At 46.6% G+C, this 17,980-nt stretch carries 19 protein-coding genes and 1 other annotated feature; of the genes, 3 read left to right on the top strand and 16 right to left on the bottom strand.

Annotation, left to right across the window (positions count from 1 at the left end):
• Positions 1 to 280: 280 nt before the first annotated feature.
• The 5 genes from tatC to MHB64_RS04980 all read right to left on the bottom strand — a co-directional run bounded on the left by tatC (position 281) and on the right by MHB64_RS04980 (position 3,256).
• On the bottom strand, positions 281 to 1,048 hold the full coding sequence (gene tatC, locus MHB64_RS05000; RefSeq protein ID WP_094871468.1) for a twin-arginine translocase subunit TatC: 768 nt from the start codon (positions 1,046 to 1,048) through the stop codon (positions 281 to 283).
• Positions 1,049 to 1,198: 150 nt separating this feature from the next.
• On the bottom strand, positions 1,199 to 1,441 hold the full coding sequence (locus MHB64_RS04995; RefSeq protein ID WP_094871456.1) for a twin-arginine translocase TatA/TatE family subunit: 243 nt from the start codon (positions 1,439 to 1,441) through the stop codon (positions 1,199 to 1,201).
• Positions 1,442 to 1,578: 137 nt separating this feature from the next.
• Positions 1,579 to 2,064 (bottom strand): MogA/MoaB family molybdenum cofactor biosynthesis protein, encoded by a 486-nt coding sequence (locus MHB64_RS04990; RefSeq protein ID WP_020429419.1) that lies wholly within the window; start codon positions 2,062 to 2,064, stop codon positions 1,579 to 1,581.
• A 79-nt stretch (positions 2,065 to 2,143) separates the two neighbouring features.
• The gene (gene moaC, locus MHB64_RS04985; RefSeq protein WP_094871454.1) at positions 2,144 to 2,617 is read right to left on the bottom strand and encodes a cyclic pyranopterin monophosphate synthase MoaC; all 474 of its coding nucleotides are present in this window, start codon (positions 2,615 to 2,617) and stop codon (positions 2,144 to 2,146) included.
• Positions 2,618 to 2,620: 3 nt separating this feature from the next.
• Positions 2,621 to 3,256, bottom strand: coding sequence for a 5-formyltetrahydrofolate cyclo-ligase (locus MHB64_RS04980; RefSeq protein ID WP_094871453.1), 636 nt, complete (start codon positions 3,254 to 3,256; stop codon positions 2,621 to 2,623).
• 243 nt (positions 3,257 to 3,499) lie between these two features.
• Between MHB64_RS04980 and MHB64_RS04975 the strand changes: the two genes are divergently transcribed.
• Positions 3,500 to 5,440, top strand: a complete 1,941-nt coding sequence (locus MHB64_RS04975; protein ID WP_341133845.1) for an ABC-F family ATP-binding cassette domain-containing protein — start codon at positions 3,500 to 3,502, stop codon at positions 5,438 to 5,440.
• A 406-nt stretch (positions 5,441 to 5,846) separates the two neighbouring features.
• Here the strand turns inward: MHB64_RS04975 and MHB64_RS04970 are convergent, their stop codons facing one another.
• From MHB64_RS04970 to MHB64_RS04940, 7 genes are all read right to left on the bottom strand, one after another.
• Entirely contained in the window at positions 5,847 to 7,382 is a 1,536-nt protein-coding gene (locus MHB64_RS04970) for a 2-isopropylmalate synthase (protein WP_094878597.1), read from the bottom strand.
• Positions 7,383 to 7,620: 238 nt separating this feature from the next.
• Positions 7,621 to 7,903, bottom strand: a binding site (T-box leader).
• A gap of 391 nt (positions 7,904 to 8,294) precedes the next feature.
• Positions 8,295 to 9,344: a tRNA (adenosine(37)-N6)-threonylcarbamoyltransferase complex transferase subunit TsaD gene (gene tsaD, locus MHB64_RS04965; RefSeq protein ID WP_094871449.1), complete on the bottom strand. Its 1,050-nt coding sequence runs from the start codon at positions 9,342 to 9,344 to the stop codon at positions 8,295 to 8,297.
• Positions 9,341 to 9,865 (bottom strand): ribosomal protein S18-alanine N-acetyltransferase, encoded by a 525-nt coding sequence (rimI, locus tag MHB64_RS04960; protein ID WP_042185263.1) that lies wholly within the window; start codon positions 9,863 to 9,865, stop codon positions 9,341 to 9,343. The genes tsaD and rimI overlap by 4 nt, the downstream gene beginning before the upstream one ends.
• Complete coding sequence (gene tsaB, locus MHB64_RS04955; RefSeq protein ID WP_341133844.1) at positions 9,862 to 10,695, bottom strand: tRNA (adenosine(37)-N6)-threonylcarbamoyltransferase complex dimerization subunit type 1 TsaB; 834 nt, start codon at positions 10,693 to 10,695, stop codon at positions 9,862 to 9,864. Before tsaB ends, rimI begins: the two co-directional genes overlap by 4 nt.
• Before the next feature lie 5 nt (positions 10,696 to 10,700).
• On the bottom strand, positions 10,701 to 11,183 hold the full coding sequence (gene tsaE / locus MHB64_RS04950; protein WP_042185258.1) for a tRNA (adenosine(37)-N6)-threonylcarbamoyltransferase complex ATPase subunit type 1 TsaE: 483 nt from the start codon (positions 11,181 to 11,183) through the stop codon (positions 10,701 to 10,703).
• A 212-nt stretch (positions 11,184 to 11,395) separates the two neighbouring features.
• Positions 11,396 to 11,581, bottom strand: coding sequence for an H-type small acid-soluble spore protein (locus MHB64_RS04945; protein WP_042131867.1), 186 nt, complete (start codon positions 11,579 to 11,581; stop codon positions 11,396 to 11,398).
• Positions 11,582 to 11,612: 31 nt separating this feature from the next.
• Positions 11,613 to 11,783, bottom strand: a complete 171-nt coding sequence (locus MHB64_RS04940; protein WP_280787777.1) for a hypothetical protein — start codon at positions 11,781 to 11,783, stop codon at positions 11,613 to 11,615.
• Positions 11,784 to 11,922: 139 nt separating this feature from the next.
• Here MHB64_RS04940 and ku point away from each other — a divergent pair, with 139 nt between their 5' ends.
• Together ku and MHB64_RS04930 are read left to right on the top strand one after the other, a co-directional pair.
• Entirely contained in the window at positions 11,923 to 12,891 is a 969-nt protein-coding gene (ku, locus tag MHB64_RS04935) for a non-homologous end joining protein Ku (protein ID WP_280787776.1), read from the top strand.
• A gap of 12 nt (positions 12,892 to 12,903) precedes the next feature.
• Entirely contained in the window at positions 12,904 to 13,851 is a 948-nt protein-coding gene (locus MHB64_RS04930) for an ATP-dependent DNA ligase (RefSeq protein WP_341133843.1), read from the top strand.
• A gap of 47 nt (positions 13,852 to 13,898) precedes the next feature.
• On the opposite strand, the gene MHB64_RS04925 is transcribed toward MHB64_RS04930, so the two are convergent.
• The 4 genes from MHB64_RS04925 to MHB64_RS04910 form a co-directional block, all read right to left on the bottom strand.
• On the bottom strand, positions 13,899 to 14,705 hold the full coding sequence (locus MHB64_RS04925; protein WP_341133842.1) for a hypothetical protein: 807 nt from the start codon (positions 14,703 to 14,705) through the stop codon (positions 13,899 to 13,901).
• Positions 14,706 to 14,731: 26 nt separating this feature from the next.
• Positions 14,732 to 15,547 carry a hypothetical protein gene (locus tag MHB64_RS04920; protein WP_280787773.1) on the bottom strand — a complete coding sequence of 272 codons (816 nt, stop codon included), beginning with the start codon at positions 15,545 to 15,547 and terminating at the stop codon, positions 14,732 to 14,734.
• A 601-nt stretch (positions 15,548 to 16,148) separates the two neighbouring features.
• Positions 16,149 to 17,342, bottom strand: a complete 1,194-nt coding sequence (locus MHB64_RS04915) for a hypothetical protein (protein WP_341133841.1) — start codon at positions 17,340 to 17,342, stop codon at positions 16,149 to 16,151.
• Positions 17,300 to 17,887, bottom strand: a complete 588-nt coding sequence (locus MHB64_RS04910) for an RNA polymerase sigma factor (protein ID WP_373455887.1) — start codon at positions 17,885 to 17,887, stop codon at positions 17,300 to 17,302. The genes MHB64_RS04915 and MHB64_RS04910 overlap by 43 nt, the downstream gene beginning before the upstream one ends.
• Positions 17,888 to 17,980 lie beyond the last annotated feature (93 nt).

Genomic DNA, 17,980 nt, shown 5'->3' with positions numbered 1-17,980 from the left:
GCTTGTAGTGCTAACAACAATTTTTATGATACTCAACTTGAGCCCGGATTTCAAGTCCTTTTACACAAATTCGCATTTGTTTTCGTAAAAAATAACGTTTCACTGGTTGTCCTAGGCACACACTCTATACATTCTATCCACAGGGTGTGAAAATATGCGTATGATTCCCAGTAGTCTCAACTGTACCACCTACGCCCGAACATTTCAAAAAGACGGGGGTTTAAAACAAAAGAGCTGTCTCTTTCGTAGAAAAATCTACTTAGTGACAGCTCTCTCATTATCATTCCTCACTCTTGGTGTACTGAGCTTCCCTTGCCGCATCCGCAGCGAGCTGTTTGCGATAGACGAAGGCGGACAGGAATACGCTGAACTCATACAACACAAGCAGTGGAATCGTCACCAGAAAATCTGAGATAAAATCCGGAGGAGTGATGACTACAGCAATAAAGACAAGCGTGAAATAAGCGTATCGACGCATTTTACGCAAGCGTATCGGGTTAAGAACCCTCAGTTTGGTCAGAAACATCACCAGCAGCGGAAGCTCAAACAACAGCGCTAAAGGTAGCACCAGACTGAACATAAAGTTGAAATATTGCGCAATTCCGTAGGTCTCTTCCAGCCCCATACTCCGGGTGATAGAGATCGTGAACGAAAGCGCCATTGGAAATACAACATAATAAGCAAACGAAAGACCGATTAGAAAAAGAACAAAAACATAGGGTACATAACGTAGTGTTGCACTACGCTCTTCCGGCCGTAAGCCCGGACTAATAAACGCCCACAGCTGGTAAGCAATAAAAGGAATTGAAATGACTAATGAAACCGCCATTGCGATCTTCATATACATTCCGATACCATCCCAGAATGAGAAAGCATGCAGAACAAAACCTTGCGCTAGATCTGTACTAATTAAATAATCGTAGATTGGCTTGGCACAGAACAGCCCCCCTACCAATCCCAAAACAAATACAATCAGCACATAAATAATCCGTTTACGCAGCTCGGTGAGATGATCCACCACCGACATTTCTTCCGATTCGAGAGACATCCTGACACCATCCCATGACAAGAATAGAAACGCCACACCGACTTTATGTATAGCTGTGCCCGTTTCTGCAGAAAGCAACAAGCAAATTGAAAAAGGGGCATCTCCTAAGTCTATTAGACTTGAGAGATTGCCCCATTGTTAAACCTTTTATTATTCCGGCAGGCGTTTGTCCTGAGGAATATCTGCAGCGACCGTCTGCGGGGCCGTCGGCACAGGAGCTTCGCTCTTCTTCACCGGATCACTATCACCAATGATTTCACGTGCGCCTTCCTTAAATTCACGAAAGGTTCGTCCAACTGCGCGGCCTAACTCTGGCAGTTTATTCGGGCCAAAGAGGAGCAGTGCCAGTATAACCAACAAGATAATACCCGGAGTACCAATTCCACTAAACATTATTATTCCTCCTTGTCCGTCTATCCGATCATGGTATCGTTTACGATAATCTAATAATACCATAACTTATGTCACAGTTACATCCACTATCTTCTATAAATAGTTTATCCTTGTGACGTGACAAGAATATGACAATGTTATTGACGGTATTGGCCAGTTACCATGAGTAACGCTTCAGGCAGTTGATCCATAATGGCTGCTAAATTCTCATGAACACCCTTCGGTGTGCCCGGTAAGTTGACAATCAACGTGCGTCCACGAATGCCGCATATCCCGCGGAAAAGCATCACCGCACGGTTTTTTTGCATCACCGTACTTCGCATCGCTTCTGAAAGTCCAGGCACTTCCCGTTCGATTACACGCCGGGTTGCCTCTGGAGTCACATCGCGTATCGCTAAATCCGTACCTCCGGTAGTCAATACCAGATCTGCTTGAAAATAATCTGTGAGTTCTATCAAAGCTGCGATAATCTCATCTTGTTCATCAGGCACGATCCGATATTCAACGATCTCGCCTCCAAGTTCCTCTTCCACCAGCTCCCGAATAACCTGGGCGCTCGTGTCTTCCCGTTCGCCCCTGGCCCCTTTATCGCTGGCCGTTAGGATTGCTGTTTTCCACGCCATAGGTTTGTCCTCCCTCTCTATGTATAATCGGCTGTACAGTGCAGCCCAATTGCTTCAGTGTACCGAACGTCAGGTCTGATCATGATTCAAGCGCGTAATCTCCATTCTTACCCCCACTTTTAGACAATAAGAGCGTTGGCCCGATAATCATGTCCTTCTGAAGAGCCTTGCACATGTCGTACACCGTTAGTGCTGAAGCAGAAACAGCTGTCAATGCTTCCATTTCAACTCCGGTCTTTCCGGTAGTATGGACTGTTGCTTCTATATAAAGTTCATCTTCGCTGTTATCGGAGAAGCGGATGTCAATACCGGTAAGCGGGAGCGGATGGCACATCGGAATCCAGTCAGACGTCTTCTTGGCCGCCATAATTCCAGCGATCTGCGCAACGGCAAGTACGTCTCCTTTACTGATCTTGCCTTCCTTGATGGCACTAAGCGTCTCAGTCGCCATCTTGATCTTACTCCGCGCGACAGCTGTCCGCTTCGTAATCTCCTTTTCGCTCACATCCACCATACGAGCTCTTCCCTGCTCGTTAAAATGGGTCAATTCCACGGCTCACTCTCCTTTTCGGCAGTTCACTATGCCATTTTCAGTAATCAGCATGTCCATAAAGGCATCATGCTCATCCATGGGCACTTTCGGAACAAGTTGCATACCAAAGGCCAGCCCGATCCAGACAGGGGGCTTCGCAGCGGCATACTCTTCCGTCTCCCATGACGCACGCAATCGATCATAGTATCCTCGGCCGTAACCAAGCCTGCCTCCCTGAAGATCAAAAGCCAGCCCCGGAACAAACACAACATCCGGTAGTGTAACAACTTCAATCTCTTGTGAATCTTTGCCGGATACAATAGGTTCATGGATACCATACGCCCCCGGCTCAAGCTCACTCCACGCGTTCACCATATGGACACTCATTGCACCACTTGCCAGAATGACACGCGGCAGCAGTACCCTACGCTGGTCCTTCCACGCCTGTGTAAGAAGCACGTTGGTATCGAGTTCAGAACGAAAAGATACATAGGCCATCAATGAGGCTATGTCTTTCGTCTTCAGCCACTCTGATGCATGCTTGCAGACCAGAAAAGACAATTCCCTTCTCTGGTCCGAGGAGAGCTCGTTTCGGGCGATGGTCTTCTCAGTTCTTAGTTGTTGCTTTGCTTTGGAGATCACCGACTCCTTGCTTGTCATCGCCCGGCAACCCCCTATATTTATCCCAAGCTTATCCTTGTTTGTAAATCCAGTTTACCACTCTTCTCCCCGGTTCGCCAAGGTGGATAGACTGTGTTTCTGGGCCGGGTCGTTATTCTCTGCTTCCGATATATCGTGCTCTCGCTTGGGAAACGCTTTTCATGTAAACTATAGAATAAGTTATTCATAAGGCTGAGGTGTAAATGCCAAAGCGAAATATGCAAGGGTGGAGGTTTCATCGTTATGCTTCTTCAAGCGACAGGAATTACAAAATCATATGGTATACAGAACGTACTAGATGGCATAAGCCTTCAGGTAAATGAAAAGGAACGTGTCGGACTCGTGGGCGTTAATGGTGCCGGCAAATCAACTTTTCTGCAAATTCTGGCTGGTGAAATGTCCTATGACAGCGGTCAAATTCATAAATCAAAAGAAACTACTATCGGGTATTTAGCCCAAAATAGCGGACTTCAATCTGACAAAACCATTCATGAAGAAATGATGGCCGTTTTCGCACCGCTGATCGAAGCCGAGGCTGAGCTAAGAGAGATGGAAGTAAGCATTGCCGATCCTAAGCTGGCAGAGGACCCAAAACGGTACGAAGAACTTCTCGAAAGATATGCCCGCCGATCAGATTGGTTCAAGGATCACGGCGGTTATGAAATGAATACACGAATCCGTAGTATCCTGCACGGCATGGGCTTCGGTGAGTTCCCACCGGATACACCTATCTCCACACTTAGTGGTGGCCAGAAGACTAGACTCGCATTAGCCCGTATTTTGCTTCAGGCTCCCGATCTTCTAATGCTGGATGAGCCGACGAACCATCTGGATATCGAAACATTAACATGGCTTGAGGATTATCTTCGCAGTTATGCTGGCGGAATTCTGGTTGTCTCTCATGACCGTTATTTCCTTGATCGGCTTGTAACTACTATTGTAGAGATCGAACGTCATCAATCTCGGCGTTATACAGGCAATTACAGCCGATATGTAGATTTGAAGGCTGCCGAATATGAAGCACGGATGAAGCAGTATGAGAAACAGCAAGATGAAATCTCAAGAATGGAAGATTTCGTTCAGAAAAATATTGTGCGAGCATCTACCACGAAACGTGCGCAGAGCAGACGCAAAGCGCTTGAGAAGATGGACCGTATGGATCGGCCGATGGGCGATCTGAAGAAAGCCAGCTTCTCCTTCGAGCCAGACTTCATGTCTGGTAAAGAAGTGCTGCAAGTCCGTAATGTTGCGGTTACCTTTAAGGATGGTCCACCTTTGTTCAAAGACGCTTCTTTCGAACTGCGCCGGGGAGAAACTGCTGCACTCATCGGTCCCAATGGTATTGGCAAATCTACACTGCTGCAGTGTATGACCGGAACCCGTGAGCCTTCAACTGGAACTGTGAATTGGGGGACTAAAGTAAAGGTCGCTTATTATGATCAGGAACAGACCCGCCTCAATCCAAAGAACACAGTAATGGAAGAGCTATGGAGTGAATATCCAATGATTGAGGAAGCCAGAATCCGTACGATCCTTGGCAACTTCCTCTTCAGCGGTGAAGATGTTCTTAAGAAGATATCTGCGCTGAGCGGCGGCGAAAAAGCACGCGTTGCATTATCAAAGCTCATGTTGCGCGGCGCTAATATGCTCATCCTAGATGAGCCAACCAACCATTTGGATTTGGTCAGTCGTGAGGTTCTAGAATCAGCTTTAATTGATTTCGAGGGCACATTGCTCTTCATTTCTCATGACCGTTATTTCCTCAATAAAATGGCTGAACGGGTGCTTGAGCTTCATCCCGAGGGGATCGATCAATACCTTGGCAACTACGATGACTATATTGAGAAAAAACGAGAATTAGAAGAGATTGCGAAAGATGCCGCTGAATTAGCCGCCAAAAATGTCAACAAGGATGCTCCAGTTCCTGAAAAAAATGCTGTTTCCTCCTTCGAAGCGGACAAGCAAGCCAAGCGTGAAGAGCGTAACCGGAAGCGGCGCATTGCTGAGCTAGAGGAAGGCATTGCTGAGCTAGAAGAGACGATCGCTTTTATAGAGAATGAAATGACTAAACCTGAAGTTTACCAGGATTATTTAGCACTTCAAGGTCATGAAGAGGATCTGAAGAACAAAAAAACTCAGCTTACAGATTTATTTAACGAATGGGAAATTCTTGCTGACGAATAATGTAAAAGCCACTTCATAAATTTTTTTCATATTTCTTATTTTGTTCATAAACAGTTATCCACAGCTCTATACACAGGTTTCGTGTATAACTCCCTGCTAAAAAAGCCCCTTAGGGGCTTTTTTTATGCGTTAAATCGGTATTTTCGAATTACAGGAATTATTATCCACCGAATTATCCACATTATCCACAATTCCCACAATGTTTCATTGCTAACAAAAATGGTTATACGGGCATTTTAAAAAGAGCTGACATTGCTGATTTTACGCACTTTTTACACAATTCGTAGAGAATATGTGGATAACGTTGTCCACAACTTGACAAAAGACATAACCCCACCTAAAACCTGTCATCAAAAGCTAAAAAAGAACCCGCTATCTCTTAATCAGACAGCGGGTACGACACATATTAAACGATCTGTGTAGAGAGCAGCGCAGCGTTGCAGGCTGCAATATAAGCAATCCCTGCTGCCATGATAATATCCTGATGAGTAGCTGTGCCTCTAAATTTAAGACCTTCCCACTCTACCATCACAGCCGCCTCCGCTTGGGCATTCTCCCCACTTCCGAGGGAATGCAGCTCAAGTCCAGAGAATTCTATGTCCTCTGAAATTCCTTGCCCAATAGCAGCAATGATAGCCTCAAGCGGACCATCCCCAATACTAGTATGGGAGGATTCCTGTCCAGACTTCAAATGGCGAACCGTAACCGCGGCAACCCGGCGCTGGGCACTACCTGCCAATACTTGAACCTCACCCAGTTCATAGACCTGAGCTTGCTGTCCGGTAGTACTACTCACCATTTGCAGCAATTGATCATCACTGACAACCTTTTGTCGGTCAGCGGTCTCTTTAAACGATTCATAAAGTGCATCCAGCTCCGCAGGCTCCAGCGTAATACCATACTTCGCCGCACGGTCCTTCAGCGCATGTCTGCCAGAATGCTTGCCCAGAATGATCATGCTACGCGGGATACCCAGCCGCTCCGGGTCCATAATCTCATAGGTGCTACGATCCTTCAGCAAACCATCCTGATGAATCCCTGACTCATGCTGGAAGGCATTTCTTCCGACGACTGGTTTGTTATAGGCGATTGGAAAATGCATCGCTCCGCTGATCAGCCGCGAAGTATCATACAGCTTATCAAGCACAATTCCTGTTTCTGCTCCAATTGCATCCCCGCGGGTTTCGAGCGCCATCACAAGCTCTTCCAGCGCACAGTTCCCGGTACGCTCGCCGACTCCGTTGACAGTGACTTCGATCTGCGTCGCACCTCCATCAATGGCTGCCAGACTGTTGGCTACAGCCAGCCCCAAATCATTATGACAGTGGGCACTGTAGCTTACCGTTTCTCCACCTCTTGCTCCCAGCCGCACACGTCGGAACATTTCCCCATATTCATGTGGCAATGCGTATCCGACCGTATCGGGCAGATTGATAATAGAAGCACCTTCCTCAATAACAGCTTCAATCATTTCAATCAGATCATCGATTCCTGTTCGCGCAGCATCCATCGCCGTGAATTCAACGACATCAGAGAATTGACGCGCATAAGCCGTCATCTCGCGGGCTTTGGCTACGACTTCGGCTCTGCTCATACGCAATTGATGCTGCAAATGAATATCAGAAGAGGAGATGAACAGGTGAATCCGCCGGCGTTCAGCATCTTGGGTTGCCCGGACTGCCGCGTCAATATCCCCTTTAACCGCCCGTGCAAAACCGCAAATTTCCACATTTCGCACCTTACGGGAAATCGTCTGTACTGCTGCAAAATCACCAGGGCTCGATATCGGAAATCCAGGCTCCATCACATCAACACCCAGATCCGCAAGCTTATAGGCCAGCAGTATTTTTTGCTCTGGGGTTAGACTTGCACCCGGAGCCTGTTCACCATCTCGCAGAGTCGTATCGAAAATTTGTATACGTTTCTTTACTGGAATAATCATCTGAATTCCTCCTGTTTTCCTCTTATTGGATATCTTACCTTTAGCTTATGCTTCAGCGCAGAGTCACACGTCGACTTGTGATCCTGTTAAATTCCCACCCACTGCTGCCGGCAGCTGATACGAATGAATCCTCTGCACAATTGGCGAAGTGCAGAGCGTTCACTCTTGGCGTCTTATGTAGCGATGAGTCTGTAACCCGAATCACTTCATTAAGAACGCAAAAACCCGCCGTCTCTAATAAAGAGACGGCGGGTCACCCCTCCGCGGTACCACTCTTTTTGACGCATAGGCTATTCATAGAATCAAGCCGTTAAGCTGCGTCCAGCTCTTCTTCCCGGTCCATCCTGATCGTGTCAGGAAGGACCGGGAAGGTCCGATAACGGGGACAACCGTAGGCAGCGTACTATTCTTTCCGCTGCTCCGCTCCCGGGCGAGATTCAAGACATCCGGTGACTGCGTCGCACCACCCCGCAGCTCTCTGTTCACCGTCATTCCCTACTACTCCCGTTCTTAGCGTGTATTATATACATTACTCACTACTCAAAATCCATACAAAAAAGCCTGCCATCTCATTCAAGAGACGACAGGCTGTTAACCTTCGCGGTACCACTCTTGTTGATGCTCTGTACCGGTTAAATTACTACCGATTCCAATTGAACATCCACTCAACGGCCCAGTATGTTAGTACTCGACCACCCTATCACGGAGGTTACCCGTAGACGGTGTACGAACGTTCCGGCGACAATTGCCGGTAATGCTTCCACCGTTCCGCTCCCAGACGAGTTCAGGTCCCCTTCGACTGCGTCGCACCTACCCGCAGCTCTCTTATTATCCCAGAGTATCCTTACTACTTCCGCTCATCGCGTTTCCCTATATAATTGAACTGATTATACTCGTTAGCTCCAAATGATGTCAATAGGCGGATACAGACCATTGTTCCAGTGAGAATCCAGGGTCTGCAACCATATCCAGCGGAGTACCGCCATCATGCTGCCACTTCACATAAGCAGCAGCTCCAATCATAGCTGCATTATCCGTGCAGTATACCGGAGGTGGAATAATAAGCTCAATGCCCTCTGCTTCACAGCGTGAGATCAATGCTGCGCGCAATCCAGCATTAGCAGCAACCCCTCCACACAACAATAACTGCTTGGAGTTAGTAGCTTTAACAGCGCGTACGGCTTTTTCCACCAGCACCTCGACCACAGATTCTTGGAACCCGCGGGCAATGCCTGCCACATCTGGTGTAAGACCTTTCATCTTACTTTGATTCACAACATTCAGCACAGCCGACTTTAGGCCACTGAAGCTGAAATCATAAGAACCCGGCTCCAGCCATACGCGTGGCAACGGCACAACCTCAGTCGCCTCGCGTGCTAGACGATCCACGTGGGGTCCGCCGGGATAAGGGAATCCTAGTGCCCGTGCCACTTTATCATAAGCTTCGCCTACTGCATCATCACGGGTGCGTCCAATAATTCGAAACTCACCCTCCCGCTCCATATGAACCAGTTCAGTATGTCCGCCGGACACCACTAGTGTCATGCATGGATACTGCAACTCTGCCACTAAACGGTTAGCATAAATATGTCCTGCAATATGATGTGTGCCAATTAGCGGCTTCCCCCATGCGAGGGCAAGGCTCTTGGCAGCCACTACCCCGACAAGTAAAGCCCCCACCAAACCTGGGCCTTGTGTAACCGCCACCGCCGATAACTGAGCGGGTGTAACCCCTGCTGTAGCGAGTGCTTCTTCTATCACCAGTGTAATTACTTCCACATGCTTACGGGAAGCTACTTCTGGTACTACGCCGCCGAAAGCGCGATGCGTCTCAATCTGACTCGAGATGATGTTGGATAACACTTCAGAGCCATCTTTGACTACAGCGACCGACGTTTCATCACAACTCGTCTCAATAGCAAGTATTAGTACAGGCTGAGCTGCGCCCGTTTCTGTCTTCATTTCAAGTCCACGCTTCCTTCCATATTGCCATGCTCCTCGTACTCTGGCAGATCCGCCCACATAATGAGCGCATCCTCGCGATTATCGGAATAATATCCTTTGCGTGTGCCAGCAGAACGAAAGCCTTTTTTACGATATAAATTCTGTGCTACCTCGTTCGATACCCGTACCTCAAGTGTAATAGACTTCATACCTACATAAGACGCCGTCTTCATCAGCTCTTCCAGCAGGCGCTCGCCCCATTTACGTCCACGATAGGCTTCAAGCAAGGCTATATTCGTCACATGCGCCTCATCCACGATGGCCCACATACCAGCATAACCGATTATATGACCTGCCAGCTCCATAACCATATATTTTGCAAAATGATTATGCGTTAGCTCGTTGCGAAAAGCTTCCTCTGTCCAAGGCATCGTGAAGGCTTCCCGTTCAATGATAAGAATGTCAGGAATATCCGTAAGCTTCATCAAACGAAAAACAAGTTCAGCCTCTTGAGCTATCATTGATTCCGCTTCCGTCATAGTTTCTTTAAGCCCCCTTCTCTGCTTAACCGCAGATTGGCCTCCGCTTCTGAGATCTGAGTATAGTTAGGGATCAAGCTATGGATATCATCTTTCCCTACCTGAAGCCGCGCTTCTCCAAGAAATCCTGTCCAGCGGCCTTCCATTTCATAAGGAAGCGCAATAGAAATGCCAAGATCCTTCAAAGGACGAAGCGATTCCGCACTGCCATGAACTTCAGTCTCCCCAACAAACCAAAGAACAGCAGGCTTGTTTCCCTCGACTGACGCCTGTCCTAAACGTTCAGCTAAGTACTCCACCCAATCTGCCATCAGACGGATGGCATCAGGCTCAAGACGGCTAGGAGCATTTCCCTCAGCTGCGAATAATCCTGTATACACCTGTCCTCGGCGCGCATCCATTAGTGGAATGATCCAATCAGGCCCGTAGCTGTTATTCTCGGTAGTTTGTTCCGGCGCTTTGGTCATCACGTTATTCTTGAGGGCTGTTTGATATCCGCCCCATGCTACTGCATGTAGACTCGAAATACCGACAACGGGGACATCCCATGCCCATGCCAGCGTTTTGGCAGCGGTAACTGCGATACGCGTACCTGTATACGATCCAGGACCCACACCAACAGAAATCCCGCCCAGCATTGCAGCAGTAGTTCCTGTTGCTTGCAGCGCCTGCTCAATGATCGGCAGTAAATGCACCGAATGATTCCGTTCTCCGGAAGCATTTATTTCATGCAGTAGTTCCCCATTCTCTGTAACTGCCACGCCTAATACTGCAGTTGATGTATCCAGCGCTAAAAGCCGCTTGCGCGGCTCTGTATTCTGATTCGTCATATTCCTTAACCCCACTTCTGGATCAGCTGCCGGCAAAGCTCACCATACGGCTCTCCGATTCCGGTCACCGTAATCATTCTTTCATCTGGCCCCACTGTTTCCATGTATATATGCATATGCCGCGGCGGCATTAAATCCGTAATAATACTGCTCCATTCCACCAAGCAGACCCCTTGCCCGTAGAAATACTCATCAAGTCCAAGCTCGTCCGCTTCCTGAAGCGAAATCCGATATACATCCATATGATATAGGGGCAGACGGCCCTCATACTCTTTAATAATTGTAAAAGTAGGACTGTTTACAATCCCCTTTACGCCGAGATGCCGAGCATACCCTTGTGAGAATGCTGTTTTTCCTGCGCCCAGATCGCCATCCAAACCGATAATCATCCCTGGCGTTGAAGCAGTAGCTAGAGCAGCTGCAAGCAACTCCGTATCCTGGAGGCTGTAAGAACGGTAAGTGAACACCGTTTCGTCTGTATTGTCCAACTACAACTACCACCTTTTAAAATGTACCTGCCAAAAACCATTACTATTAATTATATCGGTATGCTCCATCCACCGCAACAACTGTCCCCATTCAATCTTCCATGCCAGTATGCCAACAATAGAAAAAGAGACCTCTACGCAAAGAATAAGCATAAAGAGTCTCTTTTATAAAAGTGTGATTTAGATTATCTCAGCTCTTCGAACAAACCCTGTTAATGTTCTTGCTCCTCTAACCGTTCAACACCTACCGTATGCGTATTCGTTGGTCGAGAGCCCACTTGAACCGTAGCCATTCCGTTCTGTGCATCCACATGCTCAATCCATACAGGTTCTCCATCCAAATGTACACTTACCGTCTCTTTAGAAGCATAAATATCCTGTGCCCGTTTGACGTCCACCACTGTTCTCCTCCTTTATTTTTCCTATAGTTTACGATTCTAAGGGTGATGTATCTTCGAGGGTTCGTTCTGCATCCAGCTTCTCCGAATCAGATACCTGACTAGCCTCCGGGGGAGCAATAATACTATCCCAATCCACAACTGCCGCTGGAATATCCTGCTCACTTAATGCATCGGTCCACTCGTTATCCCTGGGTTCCATTCCTTGTATTCTCCTCCTCAGCTTTATAGGCCTGGTTTTATATTTTCCCATGCTTCTCAAAAAATGCACCCGGCTAGAAAAGCCTTTCCTGCCTCATACTAACCCAAAGCAGACCAACTTAGATCAGGAGGGGTTTCTCATGCATACCGTTTGGAAAGGAGCCATCAGCTTCGGGCTAGTGCATGTTCCGGTTAAAATGTTCTCCGCTACGGAAGATAAGGACATTTCCCTGCGTTATATTCATAAGGAATGCGGCAGCCCTCTGTCGTATGTACGTAAATGTCCAGTATGTGACAAAGAGGTGGCTTGGGAAGAAATCGGCAAGGGGTATGAATATGAAAAAGGGAAATTTGTTCTATTCGACAAAGAGGAACTGGATCAATTGACCGACGAAAGCAGCAAAAGCATTACCATACTCGACTTTGTCGATCTGACGGAGATCGATCCGATTTATTTTCAAAAAACCTATTATTTATCCCCGGATCAGGCAGGGACAAATGCATACCGGCTTCTTATGGAGGCCATGCGTCAAACTGGTAAAATTGGCATCGCCAAAATTTCGATTCGTTCCAAAAGCAGTCTCGCTGCTATTCGTGTGCTGGAGGATTGCCTCGCCATCGAGACTATTTTTTATCCTGATGAAGTGCGACCAGTCTCACAAGTGCCTGGCCTGCCCGAAGCAGGGACGGTGAATGATAAAGAGCTGGATATGGCGAAGCTGCTGATTTCACAGCTGTCCACGCCTTTTGATCCGGCCAAATATACCGATGATTATCGCCAGCGTATGCTTGATCTAATTTCACATAAAATTGCAGGCGAAGAATTTCATATTGCTCCCGCTAAACAGGAAAGTAATGTAATTGATCTTATGGCAGCATTGCAGGCCAGTATTCAGGCGGTACAGCATGTTCCTACAGATCCAGGTCCTTCAATAGCAGGTACCAAGAAGACAAAAACAAAAGCCACTCCGGCTGCCAAAAGAAAAACTTCCAAGACCAAAGCAGCAGCTGAACCTGCCGAACTGCAGAATGAAGCTTCTGGGCCGATTCCAGTCATCGCACCCAAACCGAAGCGTCGTAGCCCCAAAAGTAAAACAACCGTATCTTAGGAGGCTCTGCTGATGAAGCTTCAGCCTATTATTCCTTTTGAACCCATACTGGCTGGGCAGCTTCCAGCAGGCAACCAGTGGATTGCACAGATTAAATGGGATGGCGTTCGCATGTTGTCCTATTACGACGGAAGCACTACTCAGCTTATTAACAGACGCGGCAATTACCGTACAACGCAATACCCTGAGCTTACGGATGTATCTGCTTACTGCAAAGCGGACTCCGTTATTCTTGATGGTGAGATTATTGCACTCAAGGATGGAAAACCTTCATTCCACGAGGTCATGCGGAGGGACAGCTTAAAGAATGGCTCCACCATTTCTGTCGTTAGGTATCAGGTTCCTGTCATTTATATGATTTTTGATATTCTGTTGTACAATGGCCAATCGACGATGGATCAACCTTTATGCTCGCGGCAGCAGCTGCTAAGCGATATTCTGCTGCCCCATCCTCATGTACAAGTCGTACCGAATTATAGCGATCCTGGAGAACTGTTTGCCGCCGCTCAGAACCAAAGCCTAGAGGGAATCGTCTGCAAGGATATCAACAGCACTTATGCTCCGGGTGGAAAAGATAAACGCTGGCAGAAACGTAAAATCATTTCTGACATTGTGGCTGTAGCCGGAGGTGTAACGTTCCGAGACGGCATCGTTAATGCATTGCTTCTCGGGCTGTATGACAATGATGGTAACCTACACTATATCGGGCATGCCGGACCCGGCAAATTGACTGTACAGGATAAACGCGACTTAACTGCGGAGGCACATCAATTAAAAATAGATCAAATGTCCTTTGCAGAGGTTCCGCAACGAGGTAAGAATGCATTTTGGATCAAACCAAAGCTTGTCTTCAAGGTTCATTTTCTGGAATGGAATACCTCAGGCACTTTGCGTCAGCCCGTTACTCAAGCTAAGGTTGATCTTCCTCCGGAGTCATGCACTATGGAGCAAAAAGGATGAGTTCTTCCCCAAAGAAACGTCCTCCCGACTGTACGGGAGGACGTTGTTTATTGTGCTATAAGACTTGTTACAATGGCCTCCAGCTCCGCTTTTGTCTGCGCAGTATTTTTTGTACTCGTAAGCTTATAATCAGTACCTCCATCCGCACTAGACCATACCAGCTGAACTTTAAGATCTCCATGATGAGGTCCAAACACAGTGTATACTGACTCAACTCCATTGATGGTCAAGTTCTCATCTTGGTCACCAGGCAGCTGCGCCAAAGTAACCCCTTCCGGAAGCGTATATGCAGGAGCAGATTTTAAAATCGCTCTCTCCCCATTTCGCAAATAGGTGATAGAAGTTTCTGTGTCGCTCCACTTCAAGCTTTGGGAAATCACTTTTTTACCAGCAGCTTGTGCTTTGGCTTTTATCTGATCTCTGAGGGCTTTATACTCTGTGCTGAAGAACATCGGAAGCACTGGATTTAAAACAACATCCTGCAGCTTATAATCCTCCGGGAGTGAAGCAGGTATCAGGAGTGACTTTCCGCTTAATGAAGATAACTTCTGCGCTGCTTCATTTGTGGAACTGAATCTGTAAGGCATATAGCTTATACTCAAGGTTTCATCTGGATTAGATTTCTTGTCATTGACATAAAGAATCTTAATTTCGCCCGCCTTTAAGGGAACCGCATTTTCTTTAGCAATCAACGCTTCAATCGTTGGCGATACCGGCGTATTCTGTTCAACGGGTGCGGTGGCTTTGCTTTTATTCTTGCTTCCTGCAGGCACTGCGCCTGCTGTTCCACTCACCGCACTCATCAACACTATTAAGCTTAAAGCCGTAATAGCTGCACTTTTTTTAATAATCAATATGATATCCTCCTTTAACCATTTGGTTATTTGATCATGCTTTTAGCTACAGCCAGCATTTCATTTGTCGTCAGTTTACTGGCCCGATTGTCTGAAAGGGTATATTGCACTGTTCCTGAGTTATCCAACCACACCAGTTTAGTATTGAAGCTTGCATCTTTAGCGGAATCGGTTGTAAGCACTACTTTCCTTCCGTTGACCGTCAGCTCTTTCTTAGTTTCTGTAGCTCGTACAAAAGGTACCGCTCCTTCGGGGAGTTTGGCGGGCGGCGCCCCGGTTACAATGCTAAAATTGGCTTTTCCTTTGGCATACAGCTGCATGGACAATTTAGTCTGGCTCCAGCTAACAACTTTACTGAACAACTGTTTATGGGGCTCACCTGCCGCTGCTGCTGCCTTTAGTTCTTGCTCTAACTGTAAATACAGATCTGAATCATTAGCTACGACCGGTGGGTAAATGATAGCTGTAGCCAGCGCGAAGCCTTTAGGAAGATTGCCAGGCTGCGGAGTAGACGGCCCCTTTAGCGCTTTAAATTTAGCTGCAAAAGATTTATAGTCTTTAAAAACAAATCCTTTGCCAGAGAAGCTGATCGTATCCTGAGGATTGGAAACTTTATCACGTACGTAATAAGCCATTAACGTTCCTTCCTTCAACCCTGCTTCGAGTGCATCCAGTTGCTTCTGAATCTTCTGATCGATTGGTGCTGAAGCCTGCTGCCCGGATGCCGACGCGGTCGAAAGGAATAAACCAGATACTTCCCCACCCAAGACCACTCCTATTCCCAGCAAGGTTACTGCAGAAATCACCATCAGTATTTTTTTGAATTGATTATTAAGCTTCAAGTTCTAATCACCTCCTTCTAAAAGGGTAGATGTAATTTCGCCCTGTTTTTCAACTACACTTCTATAACACTTCAGCATGGGAGAAAGGGACTTTTTCTCACAAAAAAGAGGCTGTCCCAAGCAACCTTCATAGCTTTAGGGACAGCCTCTTTTTTGTTCTTAACATTACAAATGACGCGCCAAGTGATGCAATATGTGAAGTGAAGCACCTATAGAGTAATTGGGGAATTTCTCCTTAAAATTCAGAGATTTCTGTTCATCGGACTTATAATTAGGGAAAACTTCCCTGAAATTTGGCCTATTCGGCAACGAATAAAGAAATCCCTATGATTATTAGGGAGGAATTCCCTGATTTCGTTCATTTAGAGCGAATATTGGTTATTTTTAGCGCGTTTTTCCCTAATTAGTTTAAAGCACGTAAATCACACATAGCACATCGCCCACCGCCCCAACCAGTAGCATAGAACACAACACGTGGCATATCGTCACATGGCACAGTAAAATCCATTACTTTTCCTATTCTATAAAAAAAGCTGCCTCCCAAGTAGATTTCACTACTTTTGAGACAGCTTCTCATATTGTACGGATAGAACAACAGTAGCTAGCGAATAAAACTATTGGCAATCACTTGCCATTGTTCACGGGTTAAACTGTTATTCAATCCATCATTTAGACTACGAATCGTCTGGCTGGCCTCATCATACCAATACAAACGATTCAAGGAATACCAAGCCTGGGCCCCCTGCTGTGTACTCGCAGCGATAAAAGCCGCCTCTTTACCTGTGTTTGTCAGAGACCATTTTTCAGCAGTCTGACCTTCCAGGATGGACACTTGTTGTGCACCGTTTCCAAGTAGTTCACTCTGGCTTAAGGATAATGTAATTCTTTGATCCCCCTTGTGATAGGTAACCTCAGCACTCTCTATGGCATTCACAGTTATCTTCTCCATAAACAGCTTTTGGCCTGTATCATCGGCCTTAGCTTTCTTTTGAAATTGTTCAAGCATTTCTTTATGCTCCGTGTTTATCGACCCGTAAGGAGAAGCAGCTTTAAAAGTTGCTTGCTCAAATTCATAACCATTAGTGAGCTTGGAAGGCAGCTCTGGCCAGAAATCGCCAGTCCCTTTTAATTCATTTGCGAAATTTTGATACTTCGTATACATAGGAGATTTGAAGGCGTACTGCAATTGATTTCCATAACCTAAACCTTTGACCAACTTAGTAAATTCAGGATCATTCACATAATAAGCAGCCATTTCTCCAACGTTCAAGTAAGCAAGCACTTGCTCTTTATAAGTCTCTAATAAGCTTAGATACTTCTCTATCGCAGTAGAGGTTGTGGGAACAGGGGTATTATTGTGAACCGTCTGAACAATAGCTTTACCTCCACTGCTTACTAATGTAATAGCGCCATCCGAAGGCTGTGTGATATCAATTGTAGACTGGCTCCCATGTTCCGCTAAATCCCCAAGTCCAGACAGCTGAAGAGCACCAAATCCGATCATTCCCAGCAATGCAGCTGCGGATACCCCTGAGAGAAGTCTTTTTCTAAACCTAGATGGATGCGGGAGTATCTTCTCTTGCTTTTGCATAACGGGATTTCCCGGCATTGAGAATGAATCCAGCTCGTCACGGAAGTGGGTCATTTCTCCATTTATTATTTTCTGTTGATCATGAATCGCCCTTACCCGCTTCATAACAGCTGCTTTTACATCTAGATCGTCACAGTCACCCCATGCGTCCATTTTTTTTATCATTTTCTCTTCAACAAAGCTTCGTTGCCGTTGCCCCACCATTCCGTCCCCCCTTTCTGAGCATTCATCATTTTGCCAAGCTTCGTAATCGTACGCCTGTATCTCTTCTTCACGGCATCCGTATTTTTATCGAGGATCTCCGCAATCTCCGGAAAGCTCTGTTCCTCAAAGATTCGAAGTACTAACAGATTTCGCTCATCCATTTTCAGCTTTGAGAGGGCAATCGTGAGCTGTTCGTTAAAGATGTAACGGTCCATCAACTGTTCCGGACTTTCTGCAGGAGGCTCGGGTTGAAAAAGCGCCATAATCTTTAAATGTCTTTGGCGTTTGCGGATTAGACTAAGGCAATGATGATAGGCAATTTTATATAACCATGATGAAAAGCTCGCGATAGGGCGGTACGTGCCTATATGCTGATAGGCCTTTACCAGAATATCTTGTACCGCATCCTCTGCTTCCGTGCGGCTTCCAAGCAGCCGGCAGCAATAGCGGTAAATCGGCTTTTGATAAGCCTCGACGATAAGGGCATAGGACTCTACCTCGCCTGCCTGTACCCGAACGACGGTGTACTCGATTCCGTCCAATATCAGCAAACTCCCCTTTCACGTAATCGTATATCCTTATAACTCCTATGATCATCCAAAAGGGACACTTTGGAAATATTTTTTTCATGAAAAGAA

Origin of the sequence: Paenibacillus sp. FSL K6-2859 (assembly GCF_038008265.1) — a bacterium.
In the GTDB taxonomy this organism is placed as follows: Bacteria; Bacillota; Bacilli; order Paenibacillales; family Paenibacillaceae; genus Paenibacillus_AQ; species Paenibacillus_AQ nitricinens.
Note: the sequence above shows the minus strand (reverse complement) of the source record. Positions and strands in the feature narration are given on the sequence as shown.

Coding starts and splice junctions, on each gene's coding strand:
- tatC (WP_094871468.1), bottom strand. CDS start 1,048: ATGTCTCTCGAATCGGAAGAAATGTCGGTGGTGGATCATCTCACCGAG.
- MHB64_RS04995 (WP_094871456.1), bottom strand. CDS start 1,441: ATGTTTAGTGGAATTGGTACTCCGGGTATTATCTTGTTGGTTATACTG.
- MHB64_RS04990 (WP_020429419.1), bottom strand. CDS start 2,064: ATGGCGTGGAAAACAGCAATCCTAACGGCCAGCGATAAAGGGGCCAGG.
- MHB64_RS04980 (WP_094871453.1), bottom strand. CDS start 3,256: ATGACAAGCAAGGAGTCGGTGATCTCCAAAGCAAAGCAACAACTAAGA.
- MHB64_RS04975 (WP_341133845.1), top strand. CDS start 3,500: ATGCTTCTTCAAGCGACAGGAATTACAAAATCATATGGTATACAGAAC.
- MHB64_RS04970 (WP_094878597.1), bottom strand. CDS start 7,382: ATGATTATTCCAGTAAAGAAACGTATACAAATTTTCGATACGACTCTG.
- tsaD (WP_094871449.1), bottom strand. CDS start 9,344: ATGAAGACAGAAACGGGCGCAGCTCAGCCTGTACTAATACTTGCTATT.
- rimI (WP_042185263.1), bottom strand. CDS start 9,865: ATGACGGAAGCGGAATCAATGATAGCTCAAGAGGCTGAACTTGTTTTT.
- tsaB (WP_341133844.1), bottom strand. CDS start 10,695: ATGACGAATCAGAATACAGAGCCGCGCAAGCGGCTTTTAGCGCTGGAT.
- MHB64_RS04940 (WP_280787777.1), bottom strand. CDS start 11,783: ATGGAACCCAGGGATAACGAGTGGACCGATGCATTAAGTGAGCAGGAT.
- ku (WP_280787776.1), top strand. CDS start 11,923: ATGCATACCGTTTGGAAAGGAGCCATCAGCTTCGGGCTAGTGCATGTT.
- MHB64_RS04930 (WP_341133843.1), top strand. CDS start 12,904: ATGAAGCTTCAGCCTATTATTCCTTTTGAACCCATACTGGCTGGGCAG.
- MHB64_RS04915 (WP_341133841.1), bottom strand. CDS start 17,342: ATGGTGGGGCAACGGCAACGAAGCTTTGTTGAAGAGAAAATGATAAAA.